The sequence below is a fragment of the Chitinophaga sp. YR573 genome (assembly GCF_900110995.1).
GTDB lineage: Bacteria > Bacteroidota > Bacteroidia > Chitinophagales > Chitinophagaceae > Chitinophaga.
Genome location: NZ_FOJF01000002.1, coordinates 1,504,724 through 1,520,777, shown reverse-complemented (window position 1 = coordinate 1,520,777; position 16,054 = coordinate 1,504,724). Strand labels below are relative to the sequence as shown.

Below are 16,054 nucleotides of genomic sequence, written 5' to 3'. Positions count from 1 at the left end.
TCCTTAAATGTAAAACAATTCGTAAGCTATGGGAAAATACAGAGCTGGCGTGTTATTCGGCGAAGAGCTGGATGCGCTGTACAATGATGCTAAGAACAATGCGTTCGCAATGCCTGCCGTGAATGTGGTAGGAACAAACACTGTTAACGCAGTACTGGAAACCGCTGCAAAAGTTAACTCACCTGTAATTATACAGTTTTCTAACGGCGGTGCGCAGTTCTTTGCCGGTAAAGGAATGCCTAACGATAAGCTGCAGGCCAATATTGCTGGTGGTGTATCAGGTGCAAAACACGTACATGAGGTAGCTAAATACTATGGTGTACCTGTAGTATTACATACAGACCATGCTGCCAAGAAATGGTTGCCATGGATCGACGGTCTGCTGGACGCAGGTGAAGCTTTCAAAAAGCAAACCGGTCAGCCACTGTACAGTTCCCATATGCTGGACCTCTCCGAAGAGCCTATCCATGAGAACATTGAAACTTCTCTGAAATACTTCGAGCGCATGAACAAGCTGGGTATGTCTATCGAAATCGAACTGGGTGTAACCGGTGGTGAGGAAGATGGTGTTGACAACTCCGGTATCGACAACTCCAAGCTGTATACTCAGCCTGAAGAAGTAGCTTACGCTTACGAAGAACTGTCTAAAATCGGTACCCGTTTCACCGTAGCAGCTGCTTTCGGTAACGTACATGGTGTATATACTCCGGGTAACGTAGAATTACGCCCTGTAATTTTACAGAACAGCCAGGAATTCATCCAGGAAAAATTCAAGACTGCTGCTAAACCAGTGTTTTATGTATTCCATGGTGGTTCAGGTTCTCCAAAACACCAGATCGCTGAAGCACTGGGTTATGGCGTAATCAAAATGAACCTGGATACAGATATGCAGTGGGCTTACTGGGAAGGCGTTCACGACTTCTACGAGTCTAAGAAAGCATACCTGCAGGGTCAGCTGGGTAATCCTGAAGGACCTGAAAAACCAAACAAGAAATATTACGATCCACGTGTGTGGCTGCGCAAAGGTGAAGAAACCTTTGTAAAACGTTTGGAAGAAGCATTTGCTGATCTGAACTGCATCAACAGAAACGCGTAATTCGTTATCAATCAATATTAAAGTAAAGCCCTCCCCCAAACGGAGGGCTTTACTTTATTTCATATCAGCCAAATCTCCTATTACTTGAATTAAATATATATCTTTCCCCGACAAAATACTGGTTCCCAGGTACTTTAAGCATAATATTGCTAATGAGATACTTTGGAAGTTAATTTAATTTGTATCTTGCACAACTATTTTGTAACCTAATAGTACAATATGTCAAGCTGGTTTAAGCGCATTAAACAAGGCATTCAAACGTCTACAAGTGAGAAGAAGGAAGCGCCGGATGGGTTGTGGCACAAATGTCCTAACTGCAAAAAAACCGTCACGGTAAGAGACCTGAAAGAGCACTTTTATGTGTGTGATAAATGTAATTATCACAACCGTATTAATTCTGCAGAATATTTCGATATCATTTTTGATGAAAATGGATTCGAAGAACTTTTTGACAATATCTATCCGAAGGACTTCCTCGGCTTTAAAGACCTGAAACCATATGGTGCAAGGTTAGTTGAAGCCCAGAAGAAATCAGGATTGAAAGATGCCATGAGAGTGGGTGTTGGAAAAGTGATGGATAATGACCTCGTGGTAGCCTGTATGGACTTTGCCTTCATTGGTGGTTCTATGGGTTCTGTGGTAGGTGAAAAAATCGCCCGTTCTATTGATTATTGTATCGCGCACAAAATGCCGCTGATGATCATTTCAAAATCGGGTGGTGCACGTATGATGGAAAGTGCGTTCTCATTGATGCAGATGGCTAAAACATCCGCTAAATTAACGCAACTGGCAGACGCTAAATTACCGTACATTTCCATGATGACAGATCCTACTACGGGTGGTGTTACCGCGTCTTTCGCGATGCTGGGTGACCTCAACGTATCAGAACCTAAAGCGCTGATAGGCTTTGCCGGTCCGCGTATCATCAAGGAAACCATCAAGAAAGATCTTCCGGAAGGTTTCCAGAGTGCAGAGTTTGTACTGGAACACGGTTTCCTGGATCTGATCATTGATCGTAAAGAACTGAAACCCAAGTTAGCAGAGCTGCTTGTGTTGTTTAAAAATTAAAATACTACAAACAGGGGACTCCTAACGGAGTCTGAGTTTGATAGATGATGTTATTGCTACAAACACGGGGCTCCTAACGGAGCCCATATTTGTAGGAAATATTATCTGGTTTCTTAACGAAACCTGATTAATAGTAACTGGCTCCTAAGGGAGCCCGTACTTATAACAAACATTATTTGGCTCCCTTAGGAGCCCCGTGTTTGTAGAAAAATTTCAATAAAATATAATTGACTCCGTTAGGAGTCCCCAAAAATGGCAGAATTAAGAAATAGATCAGCATTCTTTGAATACGCAATTGAAGATAAATTCATTGCAGGCCTTGTATTGTCCGGTACAGAGATAAAATCTATCCGCGCCAGCAGGGTGAGTTTCAATGATGCTTTCTGCTATTTCTCACATGGAGAACTGTACGTAAAAAGCCTCCACGTCTCGGCTTATACGCACGGTACCTTCTATAATCATGATCCACTCAGGGAACGTAAATTACTGCTCACAAAACGGGAGTTACGTAAACTGGAAATGAAGATAAAAGAGAAAGGCTATAGCATCATCCCATTACGCATATTTATCTCAGAAAAAGGATATGCGAAAATGGAAATAGGACTGGGTAAAGGTAAGAAGCTGCATGATAAACGTGATAGTATCAGAGAACGTGAAAACGACAGAGAGATGAGACGATACATAAAGTAGCCCGATTATACACACATCGAGAAATATATGCAAAACCGTTACTGGTTGCTGATAGCACCTATCCTATTCATTCTGTCATGTAAGTCAGGGGAAAAACTGTACAATAAAGGCCGTTACGATCAGGCCGTACAGGCATTTGTAAAGAAATTACAAAAGCATCCCGAGCATGCCACATCCCTGCAACTGCTTCCCCAGGCATATGCACAATCCCAACGCCAGCACGAAGATAAGGTGACTGGTTACCTGACCTCAGATAATCCCCTGAAATGGGAATATGTACGACAGGAATACCGCTCGCTCCAAAGCCTCTATGATATTATTCACACCTCTCCTGCTGCACTGGCTGTGGTGAAGCCTAAAGATTACCGTAACGCCATTACCGGCGCTCAGGAGAATGCAGCAGAAGTACGCTACGACAGAGGTGTTGCCTTATTAAAAAAGGAAGATAAAGCCAGCGCCAGAAGAGCTTATGATGAATTCGTCGCTGCCCTTAAATTAATTAACAACTACCGCAACTCAGCTGAATTAAGAGACGAATCTTTCAACAGAGGTGTTGTTAATGTAGTAGTAAGTGAACTGGAAATCAACTCTGGCTACTTTCAGTTCAGTGCAGACCAGTTCAGAGATATCCTGATCCGCAACCTGCAACAACGCAACATCAATCGCTTTGTTCAGTTTACAGATGAACGTATCGCCCGCAGCAATAACCTGCAGCCCGACGAATACCTGCAACTGCGTTTCTACGATTTCGTAGTCGGACAAACTTATGTGGACAGAAGTAAGCGTGATGTATCCAAAGAGATCGTTACAGGCAGTTACAAAGATACCAGCGGTAAATTCATCGACAGATACGAAACAGTAAGAGCAACGATCTACGTTACAAGAACCAGCGTTGTTTCACAAGGCTCCCTGGATTACCAGCTGGTAGATGTTGCCAGCAATAAAATCATCCGCAGTAACCGTCTTCCGGGTAGTTATACCTGGCTGAATGAATTCGGTACTTATAAAGGTGATAAAAGAGCGCTCAGCGAAGAAGACAAACGCCAGATAGGTGGCTCCGATATTCCCCCCCCTCCTCCTCAGGACCTCTTTATGTTATTCACTAAACCTATTTACGATCAGCTGGCTGGCGATATGCAGTCCTTCTACAATAACCTGTAAGATGTCAGATGTTATTGATCATAAATACACTGCATCTGACTGTTTAGCTCTCTTATTTAGCTTTGGAATATGGGTGCAGGATTTGTTTTTCAATTTAACTTCACCTAATATTCACGTCAGATAAGGTGTATTTATTGACCAATAACATCTGACACGAAGATTATGTACCACCTATAGATATATTAATATTTATTCATATCTTACAGGAATATCCTGTGAGTGAACTGTTGCATTTAAACCTACATAAAACCTGATTACGGGTGGAAAACCTTTTGATTTTCAATAAATAAAAAATAACCTATGAAGAGAATTACCCTGTTTATGCTGGCAGTAAGCTTATTTGCTATTTCCTGTAAAAAAGACGAGAATAAATCAACTGTTAACGGTGGTTCATTTACCCTGGATGGTAAAGTCTATACTGCGGATTATGCTTACTGGAATAGTACTGATGGACTAAAGATCACCAATATCGGTGTGGCTCCGGACTATATAGAAAACTTTGTTCAGATTTTTGTTGATACACTGAATTATCCTAAGTATGATTTCCTTTCAAGGAATAACGGAGCCTATGATGTGAAGAAGAATTTCTCCAGTGCTGTGGTAAGATACAATGTTACTAACGTAGCTGGTGCTGGAACGGAAATCACGGGGGTTACTGCCGGTACTGTAAATGTTTCTCATTCAGGAGATAACTACACAATTAATTATACAATCACAGTCAGTGGTAAAATAGTAACAGGTAATTTCAGTGGCACATTATATCATTCTGCTCCAGGGAATTAAACTTGGCATAAAAGTGAAAACACACTGTCTCAGAATATTAATAAACACATAAAAGGCTCCGTCAGGAGCCCCGTGTTTGTAGTAAAAATCTATATTCTACATAATAGACTCCGTTAGGAGTCCCCTGATATTAGCAACTTTAGGGGACTCCTAACGGAGTCTGTGTTTTGTTATTTAATATGTTTGCTACAAACACGGGGCTTCTGACGGAGCCTTTTATGTTTTGTCGCGAACATATTGAGGGTGTATCAGTTACTCTTGATACACCCTCAATATTAATTATGAACATTCACTACTTTATTGCATTAACTCCTTCAACTTCTCTTCCAGTTTCTCTCCACGAAGATCTTTCGCAATCACTTTCCCGTCTTTATCCAATAAAAAACTGGTAGGTACTGCATGTATCCCGTACTCTGTTACAATCGGGCTTTTCCAGCCTTTCAGATCACTCACATGATTCCATGTAAGATTATCTTTTGCAACTGCTTTCATCCAGGCATCTTTATTAGTATCCAGTGATACACTCATAATATCAAATCCTTTATCATGATATTGCTGATATGCTTTTACCACATTTGGATTCTCTTTACGACAAGGTCCGCACCAGCTGGCCCAGAAATCTACCAGTACATATTTACCTCTTAAAGAAGATAATTTCACTGTCTTTCCGGACGTATCTGCTACTGCAAAATCAGGCGTTGCACCAATCGCTGTTTTTAAAGCAATTTTCTGATGTTCAGCAATCTTCTTCCCATAAAAAGACCCCTTCGCTTCTTTACCTAATAATGCCCAGGTCTTAGCTTCCATCTCAGGATTAGGATAGCTGACAAAACGGTCCATGATGATGAACGGGGATACCGGAGACTGCGGATATTTTGTAGCGAAAGCAGTAACGGCTACCGCTGTCTGCGCTTCCAGCGATTTCATCCCATCTTCAAAAATCTTCCTTTCTTCCGGAGATTCTTTCACCTTACCACCTTTAGAAGCAGAATCCAGACGCATGTACATAGGTCTTGCCTGTGCTGTGATCTGTCCCCAGGTTACAAGCCATTCCTGCCATTGTTTATTGTAAGGGTTGCCAGTGATCACCGCTTTGCCTAAAGAGTCTGCACGGCCCGTTACAGTGGTTTTACCGGGAGCCATAAAGAATCCGACTGCCCTGTATTCTTTTCCTTCCAGACGCAGTGAATAATACGAAGCCTGACTGATCTTTCCCTTAAAACTGAAAACACCGTTTTTAGCAAAAGTGGAATCTATCTTATCTCCATCATTGTTCAGGTAAATCTTTTCGTTGGCTAAACCATCTACTTTACCTGACAGCTGATAAGTGCCCTGCGCCATACCTGCTAAGGCTAAGGACAGGTTAACAAATAGAAAGCTGGTTATTTTAATCGTTGACATATGTTTATTTATTTAGGATAACCGTCGTTCTGAGTCAAAGCTGCATTTTTTATTCTTTCTGCAGATGGAATAGGTGCCAGTACCGCTGTGGACTTCCAGGTAGTTGGCTTTAATGTGCCGATAACCGTATTTGCCTCGTTCGTACGTTTCAGATCAAACCAGCGGTGACTATACTCTCCGAATAATTCTACTTTACGTTCCTGCGCAACAGCTGTTAGTAAGGTAGTTTGTGTAGCAGCCGTAGTAGCTGGTAATCCAGCCCTTGCCCTTACCGAATCAAGGTCCGTCTGTGCTCCGGTAAGATTGGTATTCAGCTGTGCTCTTGCTTCTGCCCTGATAAGGTATTGTTCTGCCAGGCGTAAAACAACATTGTATTCACCACCCGCCATTTTATATTTAGTGATTACGCTGTCTCTTGTCCAGGAAGTTTTACGTTTATCTCCGGTTTCAAATGATGCTGTTAAAGAAGGAGACAATACAAACTGGCCATAAGTAATGTAATAAGTACCCATGAAAGGAAAACTGCTCCAGGAAGTGGTTGGCGCTATCTGGAAAATCGTCTCATTACTGGTATTTAAAAACGCAGTACTTACATCAGACAATGTATATGAGATATCAGTAGCTCCAATCACTTTAGACGCTTCTGCTTCTGCATTCGCATAGTCCTTTGTATACAAATAGGCACGCGCCAGTAAGGCAGACGCTGCATACTTATTTACCCTTGTCCTTAATGTACCGGTATAAGCAGCAGGTAACAGGTTTTCAGCATCTTTTAAATCGCTGATGATCTGCGCCCATACAGAATCCGCTGAAGCTCTTGGCAAATAGCCATCCTTCAACGGATCTCCTGTAAGTGCTAACGGTACAGCTCCAAAATAATTCACCAGGTTGAAATAGGTGAATGCTCTGAAGAACTTACTTTCACCCAACAGCTGACTTTTAATAGTAGTCGTTAACGTAGTGGAAGCTGTTAAGCCATTAATAGCCACGTTGGCTTTCGCAATGATGGAATAGGGATAGGACCAGAGATAATTTACCAGGTTTGCATTGGTAATAGAAACCGCAGCCTGTGCAAATTCTGTAATTGCAGGAGTGGTAGCCTGCGTGTATAACATTTCATCAGACTCCACTCCGCCCAGGTAAGTAAAGTTGGCAAGGCTATAAGTCGTTACATCATCAGAATAGATATTCAGTACAGCACTGGTAGCTGTAGCATCCTGTTTGTAAGCATCCGCAATCAGTAACTGATTAGGCGCTTTATCAATATCCACGTAACTCTCACAGGAAGAGAATACTACCGTCGCCATTATCAGATATACAAAGTTCTTCATGTTCATTAATTTTTAGAATGAGAGATTCAAACCTACTACCATCGTACGTAATTGCGGGAAAGCAGAATACCTTCCTGCACCTAAAGCAGAACCAGTTCCAGGCAAGGTGGTTTCCGGATCATACACATACTTTTGTTTAGCCCAGGTATACAGATTCTGTCCCTGTGCATACAAAGAAGCACCAGACATATGTACATGCTGTAACCATGTTTTTGGCAGGTTGTAAGTAAGACTCAGCGTTTTGAATTTGATGAAAGAAGCATCTCCCCAGTTATAATCAGAACTGGCCAGATTAGAATAAGCCTGATCATAATTCACACCGGCAGATGGGAAGAAAGCCTTATCCCCTGTTGTTTTCCATCTGTCCAGAATGGCTGTACTCTGGTTCGTATACGTATAACCGTATGGATAGAAATTCGATGTCAGGGTACTATTCCTGAATCCATTGCGATGATTGAACTGGAATGTAAAATCAAGCGTAAAATTCTTATAAGAGATATTGTTGGTAATACCACCATAATATGGATGACCTACATTCATTGGAATCCTGTCGGTAGCATACTGCGGAGTGGCACCTTTGGAAGTAAAGGTAGGTGAACCTGTAGTTGGATCTACTCCAGTATAATGATATAACAACTGTACATCAATAGGCTGACCAACAACATACGTAGTGCTATAACTGGAGGTAGCCAGACCAGGATACGATACCAGCTTATTCCTGTTAATGGTTAAGTTCAGGTAAGTAGTCCATTTCACATTTTTAGACTGGATATTGGTAGTCGTCAGTTCAAACTCCCACCCCTTATTCTGAATCACTGCAGGGAAGTTACCGGTATAAGAAACGAACCCACCCTGAGTTGGTAAAGCAATACTCACTAACTGGTCTGAAGACCGGTTGCGGTAAAAGTCGGTTTTGAACAGGATACGATCATCCCATAATCCCAGTTCCAGTGCAAAGTCCAGCTTTTTGGTAGTTTCCCAGTGCAGATCAGGATTGGAAATATTGTTTTGTACCAGTGTATTGGTGCCAAGATAATTGTATCCTGTCCATGCCGAAGTATACAAAGGACTATACAGGTAATTAGGGATCTGGTCATTACCGGTTAAACCATAGCTACCGCGTAATTTACCAAAGCTGATGACAGGTATATTCTCCATGAACTTTTCTTTGGAGAATAACCAGGCAGCACCTACTGCACCAAAGTTCCCGAAGCGGTGGTTAGGACCAAAACGGGAAGACCCGTCTCTGCGGAAAGTTCCATCCACGATGTATTTATCGTGCCAGTTATAATTAGCCCTGGCAAATACTGCATTGTATTTATAGATGGAGTAGTTATTATACCTCACCGTAACAGTACCTGCACTTGATATGGAATTCAGCAATGATTCACTGCTGAAATTTGAACCATATAAGGTGATACCTGTCGCTTTACTTTGCTGGAAAGTTGTTCCGGCCAGTAACTGTAATTTTCCACCTTTAATACCAGTACTATATTCTACCTGTGGTTCTATGATATAATTATCATTACCGTTATTGGCAGAAGTAAGGTTATTGGCAGCTGCAATCGTAGCAGGTGTTGCAGTAGACGCAATATTCTGAGAGCTGGCTGGAACAGCTACGGTTTGTTTTAATATAGTCTGCGTAAAGCCAAGGTTTGCTTTGACGGTAAGATTTGATAATATTTTATAAGAGATATCTGCAGAGCTGATAAAGTTAGTGGTTTGGCCATCATACTTTCTCTTTAGAAGAGCCAAAGGATTGGTACGTGTCCAGTTCAATGAATTATCCGCATTATAGAGAGGATAATTTGGTGGCAGATCATACAGTGAACTTAAATCCGTCTGAGGCAGATTGTTCTTGGCGAAAGAGTAGTTCACGCCTACGTTCATGTTGAATTTCTGATCCAGACTTCTATGTCCTGCATTCAGTCTGCCGGAAAGAGAGCTGTTATCAAAATCGCCAGGGAATACAGTACCTTGTTTACGGTAGTCAGAGCTGAACAGGAAAGTGTTCTGTGCATCTCCACCGGATACAGATACCGCTGCATTCGTATAATGTGCAGTACCACCAACAGCCCATTTCTGCCAGTCGGTATAAGCATTCTGGTCCCATACCAGCAGATCTTTTGCATTGGTAACAGTAGGTGTAACATTGGAATGAGCAAATGCTTCCTTACGCATCTGAAGGTATTCGGGTGTGTTCATCATAGGTATATAATGATTCACATTAGCTATTCCATTGGATACATTAATGTTGAGAGATGTTTTGCCTTTGCGTCCTTTTTTGGTAGTAATCAGGATTACACCGTTAGCTCCTCTGGAACCATAGATAGCAGTAGCATCAGCATCTTTGAGGATATCTATGCGCTCAATATCTTCAGGGGCGATCATACTGAATGGACTGATATTACCATTGGCACCACTGGTACCATAAGCATTCAGCGCATCAGTAGTAGGTTGTCCGCCATTAAATAAGGTAAAAGGCACACCGTCTATCACGTATAAAGGAATGAAACCTGCCGCAGCCGTGTTTTGACCACGTATCTGTACTCTTACACCAGCGCCGGGCAAACCATTATCCTGTGTGATCTGTACACCGGAAACGCGGCCCTGTAAGGCGGTAAGAGGGTTATCTATCGTTTGAGTAGCGATATCTTTGGAAGTAATGCTGCTGATAGCCCCGGTGCTTTTACGCTGGGTAGTAGTACCATAACCGATGATCACGGTTTCATCCAGCACTTTCCTCTCGCGTACCAACCTTACGTTTAAAGTATGGCGGTTACCAATTCTTATTTTTTGAGGAACATAGCCTATGAAAGAAAAGATCAGTATTGTTTCTTCATCAACATTAGGGTCTGTAAGGTCATATTCTCCTTTTTCGGTGGTTGTCATACCAATGCCTTTCCCTTCCACCTGTACGGTAACATGTTCAAGCGGAAGACCACTTTCATCAGTCACGACACCACGAATGACGAAACGCGGGCCATGCTTAACTACTATTTTAGGTTGTACGATGATCGTTTTGTCTACGATGTGGTAACCAAGCGGCTGGTCCTGGAAGCATTGGTCCAGTACAGCCTGGATAGAAGCCTCTTTCACATCAATGGTCACTTTCCTGGCAGATTGTAATTGCTGGTCGTCAAACAGGAATAAATACCCTGTCTGTGCTTTAATGACACGGAAGATTTTCTCGAGTGATGCATTCTTTTCTGACAAAGTGATCTTTTGCGCATAGCTGTTGGCACTTACCTGTAAACAGGCTGCGAATAAGATCAGAAATGTTAATTTCATGATCAGTCTGATTTTGGTTGGCAGGAGCATACGGATTTCCCGCCCCCTCTTAAGAAACGTTGGCTTCATCGTTTTGTTCTGATTTTGGTTTGTTGGCAGAATAAATTATTACGGCATAGCTGTTACTGTTCTGTCTGATACTTTAAAATGGATGCCACCTGTTAGCTCCATCATCTTTAATACCGTTGTGATGTCCGCATATCTCGAAATCTGCCCGGTAAATGTTTTGCTCTTTATAGTCCCCTGGTATTGAATATCTACGTCGTACCAGCGGCTGATTTGCTGCATGATAGATACAATAGACTGCTGATTGAATTCGAAAAGACCATTTTTCCACGCTATGGCCTCTTCTATGTCTGCGTTATCTGTTATCCGTTCGTTTACTGCCTGCTGACCTGGTTTAAGCAGATGCCCGTTTACTTTGATGGCACCGGTAATCAGTGTTGTTTTAATGGCTGGTTCATCTTCATATGCCATTATATTAAAACTTGTCCCTAATACGTCTACTGTTATATTGTTCGCCTTCACATGAAAAGGCATGTTTTCATTCTTTGCTACTTCAAAATAGACCTCTCCTTTAATAGTTACGGTTCGTTCTTTACCCGCGAATGCTGCCGGGTAAGTAATGGAAGAGGCGGCATTGAGCCATACTTTTGAGCCATCCGGCAAGGTCAGTTTATACTGTCCTCCCTTGGGGGTGGTCATGGTGTTGTACAGTGTTTCCTGTACGTTACTGCCTTCCGGAGTGTATACCAGTTCCCCTGTAGGCAGTTTTGTGATCCTCACATTGCCCTGCTGGCTGATAATGCCGTTAGAAGCGCTGTCCAGCGTGATGGTAGTACCATCGGCCAGGGTGAGTATAGCCACGTCTTTGCCCGGCTTGATTTTTAAAGCGATAGGTTGTTTTGGTGCAGGAGTATAGGTCAGATAAGTAACGGTTGTAATACCAATGAGTAAGGCAGCAGCCCACCACCACCTGTTTCTCAGGAAATGTACCCTGTGAACGGGTCTTGCCTGGGGTGTTATGAACCCGATCGCTTCATATACCCGGTTGGCAGATGCTTTCAGCGCCTCATCTTCCACAGGAGTGTCCAGCACCTGTATCACTTCATGCAACAGCTCTACATTGGCAGGGTTCTCTGCCAGCCAGTTGTTAAGTACCTGCTGATCCCTGTCTTTGAGGGTAGTACCAGCGCGCTGTTTGCTGATCAATGCGGCAACATAAAGTAATTGGTCGATCTCTGTTTCTTTCATAAAAACGAATGGCTGATATAATACAAACACAGCCCAACGCCTTTTGGGTTAGTCAGGGGTCAACTTTTTTTTATTTATTTAAGAGGGACAGGAGGATAATAGCAACGGGGTAGATATCTCTTCCCTGTAATTTCTCTTTAACAAGCTCCATAGCACGTGATTTCTGTGCTTTGATGGTATTGACAGAGATACCCAGTAAACGGGCTATTTCGCGGTTAGGAAGCCCTTCAATGAAGCCTAAACGGAATACCTGCTGCATCTTTTCAGGTAAAAGCGACACTGCTTTGTAGATTTCCGCCTTTACTTCCGCCCGGATGATCTCATTTTCTATGAAGTTCATCTCCTGGTCCATACGGGTGGTATAGTCCTGGTGACGGCGTTCCAGATTCTTTTCCTGGCGTAGCTGATTTAAACAGCCATTCTTTGCGGTAATGTAGAGGAATGCTTTGATCGACTGGAAAGTACTGACGTTTACGTGATGCTGCCATAACTTGATGAATGCCTCTTCGGCAATGTCTTCGGCAGCTGCTCTGTCTGAGAGGATTCTTTTGGTAAAGCTGGTGATAATGGCGAAGTAGCGGTCCATGACATAGCGAAAGGCCAGTTCATCGCCCTGTTGCAGGCGTACTGCATATGTATCTTCGCTTATTATCCCCTCTTCTTTCATATTATCAAGGGGTGAAAATAATTTATTTTCCCGATTTAATCTGCGCCTATATAGAAGTTATCGAGTTGAAAATATAACTTATTAAAACCAAACAAAAAAGAGGGAAATACTTGTAAATTTTCGTAATCTGCTAAATCGTTATGACAAGACCGGCTTAATGAAAAATAATCCTGGCAGGAGTTTTTGTTGAAACCCAGAAGTTGCCCGTACCTGCAGGACACCACAACAAAGTAATATTCCACAAAAAACCAAGATCATGCTGCTGTAAGCATTTATTATCATTCATCATTTTTCTAAATCGAACAAGCTATGTTTCTACCCAAATCCAGCTTGCTGGTGCTGCTTTGCCTGTGCAGCACACTCGCATTATTTGCGCAGCAAAACCTTTCCGGTAACATCAAGGATGCCGTGAATGGCAGACCTATCCCCGGAGTGACCATCAGGATACCCAACACCAATAAGGGTACTATCTCTGATGCCTCAGGCGCTTATACACTGGCCGTCCCCGCCGGTACACCTTCCATTCAGGTGAGTTATACCGGGTACAAAACCGTGATCTTAAAGCTGACTCCAGCGACTTCTGTACTGAATATTTCTTTAGAAGAAGATTTTGCCCGTTTAGACGAAGTAGTAGTAACGGGGCTTGCTACGAATGTAAAACGAAGTAACCTCGCCAATGCCGTGGCTACCATCTCCGGACGGGAACTCAATGGTGTTGCCCCTGCACAGACTTTCGACGCTGCACTTAGCGGTAAAGTACCGGGTGCCCTCATTACTGCGAACTCCGGTGCTCCGGGTGGTGGTTTCTCTGTAAAGATGAGGGGTATCACTTCCATATTCGGGAACTCCCAGCCCTTGTATGTGGTAGATGGGATCTTCTTCAACAACAGCAGTATTCCTGCCGGTTTAAATGATGTCTCCGGCGCCGCTACGGCCGGTAACCCCAATAACCAGGATAACCCTTCCAGTCGTATTGCAGACCTCAATCCCGAAGACATTGAAAACATCGAGATCCTGAAAGGTGCTTCAGCAGCGGCCATGTATGGTGCCAAAGCAGCTGCAGGTGTAATCATCATCACCACTAAAAAAGGAAAATCAGGTAAAACGAAAGTGAGTGTAAACCAGGAACTGGGCTTTGTAAAAGTAAGACACCTGATGGGCGTACGCAAGTTTACAGCCGAGACAGCGGCTGATCTGGCGGGTGCTGCCGACAATCCTGATCCGGCGGTACAGGCAAAACGTGATGCTTATAAAGCACAGTTTAATGCTGCCCAAAGCGCCGGCAAGATCTACGACTATGAAAAAGAAATGTACGGGGAAACCGGGCAGGTATTAAACACCGGCTTATCCATCAGCGGTGGTGGTGATAAAACAACCTTCTATCTTTCCGGCAATCGTCGTCAGGAAGAAGGCATTGTTAAAAACACCGGTTATTTCAACAACTCTGTCCGCCTGAATATAGATCATAAAATCAGTGATCGTATTTCCCTTGGCGTTACTACCAATTATATCAACTCCTCTTCCGACAGGGGTCTTACCAATAACGATAACAACGGTGTTACTTACGGGGTGGCCTTATCTTCCACTCCGGATTTTGTGGAACTGCATCCTAATGCATTGGGAGAATATCCTCGTAACCCTTTCGCTGCTTCCAATCCACTGGAAACACGTGATAAGATGCGCAACAATGAACAGACCAACCGCTTTGTGGGTGGTGCTAACCTCGATATCCGTATACAGCAGAATGATCGTTCAACTACCCGGTTTATTGGCCGGGGTGGCGTGGATTATTACAACTACAAAACAGCGGCTTTATTCCCCCGCGACCTTCAATTCGAAGAGAACGGTCAGCAGGGACATTCCATACAGGGTAATACCAATAACCTCAATACCAATATCGGTGGTTTCCTGGCTAATACATTTACACCTAATGATAAGATCAGTTTAACCAGTACTGCGGGTGCTACCCTGGAAACAGGTTTCATGGATAATATCCTGACAGTAGCCACCAACCTGGTTTACGGACAGAGTAACCTGGATGCCAGTGCAAATACTACCACTCATCAGTTCCGCCAGAAATACCGTGATAATGGTCTCTTCATCCAGGAAGATCTCTCCCTGATAGATGCGATTACATTAAGTGGCGGTGTACGTTTCGACAGATCGACCAACAACGGGGATTATAAAAAATACTACGTATTTCCTAAAGGATCCATCTCCTGGAACATCGCTAAAATGAAGTTCTGGAATCTGGCGGGTATAGAAAATCTGAAGATAAGAGCTGCCTATGGACAATCAGGGAACGTACCGCCTTACAGCAGTAAATTCACTGGTATGCTGGGTAGTAATATCGGCGGTTATCCCGGTATACTCGTAGATAACCTGCAGGGTAATCCTGCCATCAAACCAGAACGTCAGGCAGAGTTTGAAACGGGGTTGGATGTAAGTATTCTGAGTGGAAGGGTAAGCCTGGAAGCGAGTTATTACAATAAGAACATCTATGATGTATTGTTGCGTCATTCATTGCCAGGTTCTACCGGTTATGCATCTGAATGGAAGAACAGTGGTAACCTGAAAAACCAGGGTATTGAACTGGGACTTACGCTGATCCCTGTTAACTCCGCCAATTTCAAATGGAGTTCTACTATCAACTGGTGGAAGAACCGTTCCAAAGTAACGAAGCTGTTGATCCCTCCATATGCGATTGGTGCATTTGGTAACTCACTGGGTACTTTTTACCTGGAAGAAGGACAGCCAGCAACACAGATCAAGGGAACTGTTGGCAGTGCATTGAAATTAATAGGCAATTCAGAACCAAAGTTCCAGATGAGTTTCTTCAATGAATTAACTATCTACAAAAACTTCTCTTTACGTTTCCTGATGCACTGGAAAAAAGGTGGTGATAATATCAACCTTACACAGTTGTTAACGGATGCTGGTGCTACTTCTTTCGACTACGATGATCTTATCAACGGTACTAAGGCAGGTGCTTATCGTCCAAGTGCAGGAGATGCTTCTATTTATGTACAGGATGCCTCGTATCTGCGTATCCGTGAGATAGGATTATACTATAATGTACCATTGAAAAACACGAATGTCATCAAGGGCATACGGGTGGGTATTTCTGCCAATAACTTCTTCACCTGGACAAAATACGTTGGTTATGACCCTGAAGTTTCCAATTTCGGAAGTAATACGATTACAACGGCTCAGAGTCGTGGTAGTAACGGGTTATCAACGGGTGTGGATGTTACGCCGTTCCCTGCATCCAAAAGAGCCAGTTTTCATGTGGGTATAGATTTATGATCAATT

11 protein-coding genes are annotated in these 16,054 nt (G+C 43.0%); 6 read left to right on the top strand and 5 right to left on the bottom strand.

The annotated features are described in order from the left end of the window. Positions 1-28 precede the first annotated feature (28 nt). The 5 genes from fbaA to BMW86_RS25790 all read left to right on the top strand — a co-directional run bounded on the left by fbaA (position 29) and on the right by BMW86_RS25790 (position 4,798). On the top strand, positions 29-1,096 hold the full coding sequence (gene fbaA / locus BMW86_RS25810) for a class II fructose-bisphosphate aldolase (protein ID WP_089785463.1): 1,068 nt from the start codon (positions 29-31) through the stop codon (positions 1,094-1,096). Between the two features lie 219 nt (positions 1,097-1,315). Then, entirely contained in the window at positions 1,316-2,164 is an 849-nt protein-coding gene (accD, locus tag BMW86_RS25805; protein WP_089785460.1) for an acetyl-CoA carboxylase, carboxyltransferase subunit beta, read from the top strand. A gap of 252 nt (positions 2,165-2,416) precedes the next feature. Further along, positions 2,417-2,854: an SsrA-binding protein gene (smpB, locus tag BMW86_RS25800; protein ID WP_089785458.1), complete on the top strand. Its 438-nt coding sequence runs from the start codon at positions 2,417-2,419 to the stop codon at positions 2,852-2,854. Positions 2,855-2,881: 27 nt separating this feature from the next. Continuing rightward, the gene (locus BMW86_RS25795) at positions 2,882-4,015 is read left to right on the top strand and encodes a tetratricopeptide repeat protein (RefSeq protein WP_089785456.1); all 1,134 of its coding nucleotides are present in this window, start codon (positions 2,882-2,884) and stop codon (positions 4,013-4,015) included. Between the two features lie 300 nt (positions 4,016-4,315). Next, positions 4,316-4,798, top strand: coding sequence for a hypothetical protein (locus BMW86_RS25790; protein WP_089785453.1), 483 nt, complete (start codon positions 4,316-4,318; stop codon positions 4,796-4,798). A gap of 297 nt (positions 4,799-5,095) precedes the next feature. Here the strand turns inward: BMW86_RS25790 and BMW86_RS25785 are convergent, their stop codons facing one another. The 5 genes from BMW86_RS25785 to BMW86_RS25765 form a co-directional block, all read right to left on the bottom strand. Then, positions 5,096-6,199: a TlpA disulfide reductase family protein gene (locus BMW86_RS25785; protein WP_089785451.1), complete on the bottom strand. Its 1,104-nt coding sequence runs from the start codon at positions 6,197-6,199 to the stop codon at positions 5,096-5,098. Between the two features lie 8 nt (positions 6,200-6,207). Beyond that, positions 6,208-7,530 carry a RagB/SusD family nutrient uptake outer membrane protein gene (locus tag BMW86_RS25780; RefSeq protein WP_177189393.1) on the bottom strand — a complete coding sequence of 441 codons (1,323 nt, stop codon included), beginning with the start codon at positions 7,528-7,530 and terminating at the stop codon, positions 6,208-6,210. A gap of 12 nt (positions 7,531-7,542) precedes the next feature. Next, positions 7,543-10,821: a SusC/RagA family TonB-linked outer membrane protein gene (locus BMW86_RS25775; protein ID WP_177189392.1), complete on the bottom strand. Its 3,279-nt coding sequence runs from the start codon at positions 10,819-10,821 to the stop codon at positions 7,543-7,545. Positions 10,822-10,929: 108 nt separating this feature from the next. Beyond that, positions 10,930-12,075: a FecR family protein gene (locus BMW86_RS25770; protein ID WP_089785445.1), complete on the bottom strand. Its 1,146-nt coding sequence runs from the start codon at positions 12,073-12,075 to the stop codon at positions 10,930-10,932. A 70-nt stretch (positions 12,076-12,145) separates the two neighbouring features. Continuing rightward, positions 12,146-12,742, bottom strand: a complete 597-nt coding sequence (locus BMW86_RS25765; RefSeq protein WP_089785443.1) for an RNA polymerase sigma factor — start codon at positions 12,740-12,742, stop codon at positions 12,146-12,148. Between the two features lie 309 nt (positions 12,743-13,051). Here BMW86_RS25765 and BMW86_RS25760 point away from each other — a divergent pair, with 309 nt between their 5' ends. Then, on the top strand, positions 13,052-16,048 hold the full coding sequence (locus BMW86_RS25760; protein ID WP_089785440.1) for a SusC/RagA family TonB-linked outer membrane protein: 2,997 nt from the start codon (positions 13,052-13,054) through the stop codon (positions 16,046-16,048). The last annotated feature ends 6 nt before the right edge of the window (positions 16,049-16,054 follow it).

What these genes read in the sequence shown, in the direction of transcription:
- BMW86_RS25765 (WP_089785443.1), bottom strand. Translation starts at nt 12,742, where the DNA reads ATGAAAGAAGAGGGGATAATAAGCGAAGATACATATGCAGTACGCCTG.
- BMW86_RS25795 (WP_089785456.1), top strand. Translation starts at nt 2,882, where the DNA reads ATGCAAAACCGTTACTGGTTGCTGATAGCACCTATCCTATTCATTCTG.
- accD (WP_089785460.1), top strand. Translation starts at nt 1,316, where the DNA reads ATGTCAAGCTGGTTTAAGCGCATTAAACAAGGCATTCAAACGTCTACA.
- smpB (WP_089785458.1), top strand. Translation starts at nt 2,417, where the DNA reads ATGGCAGAATTAAGAAATAGATCAGCATTCTTTGAATACGCAATTGAA.
- BMW86_RS25785 (WP_089785451.1), bottom strand. Translation starts at nt 6,199, where the DNA reads ATGTCAACGATTAAAATAACCAGCTTTCTATTTGTTAACCTGTCCTTA.
- BMW86_RS25775 (WP_177189392.1), bottom strand. Translation starts at nt 10,821, where the DNA reads ATGAAATTAACATTTCTGATCTTATTCGCAGCCTGTTTACAGGTAAGT.
- fbaA (WP_089785463.1), top strand. Translation starts at nt 29, where the DNA reads ATGGGAAAATACAGAGCTGGCGTGTTATTCGGCGAAGAGCTGGATGCG.
- BMW86_RS25790 (WP_089785453.1), top strand. Translation starts at nt 4,316, where the DNA reads ATGAAGAGAATTACCCTGTTTATGCTGGCAGTAAGCTTATTTGCTATT.
- BMW86_RS25780 (WP_177189393.1), bottom strand. Translation starts at nt 7,530, where the DNA reads ATGAAGAACTTTGTATATCTGATAATGGCGACGGTAGTATTCTCTTCC.
- BMW86_RS25770 (WP_089785445.1), bottom strand. Translation starts at nt 12,075, where the DNA reads ATGAAAGAAACAGAGATCGACCAATTACTTTATGTTGCCGCATTGATC.
- BMW86_RS25760 (WP_089785440.1), top strand. Translation starts at nt 13,052, where the DNA reads ATGTTTCTACCCAAATCCAGCTTGCTGGTGCTGCTTTGCCTGTGCAGC.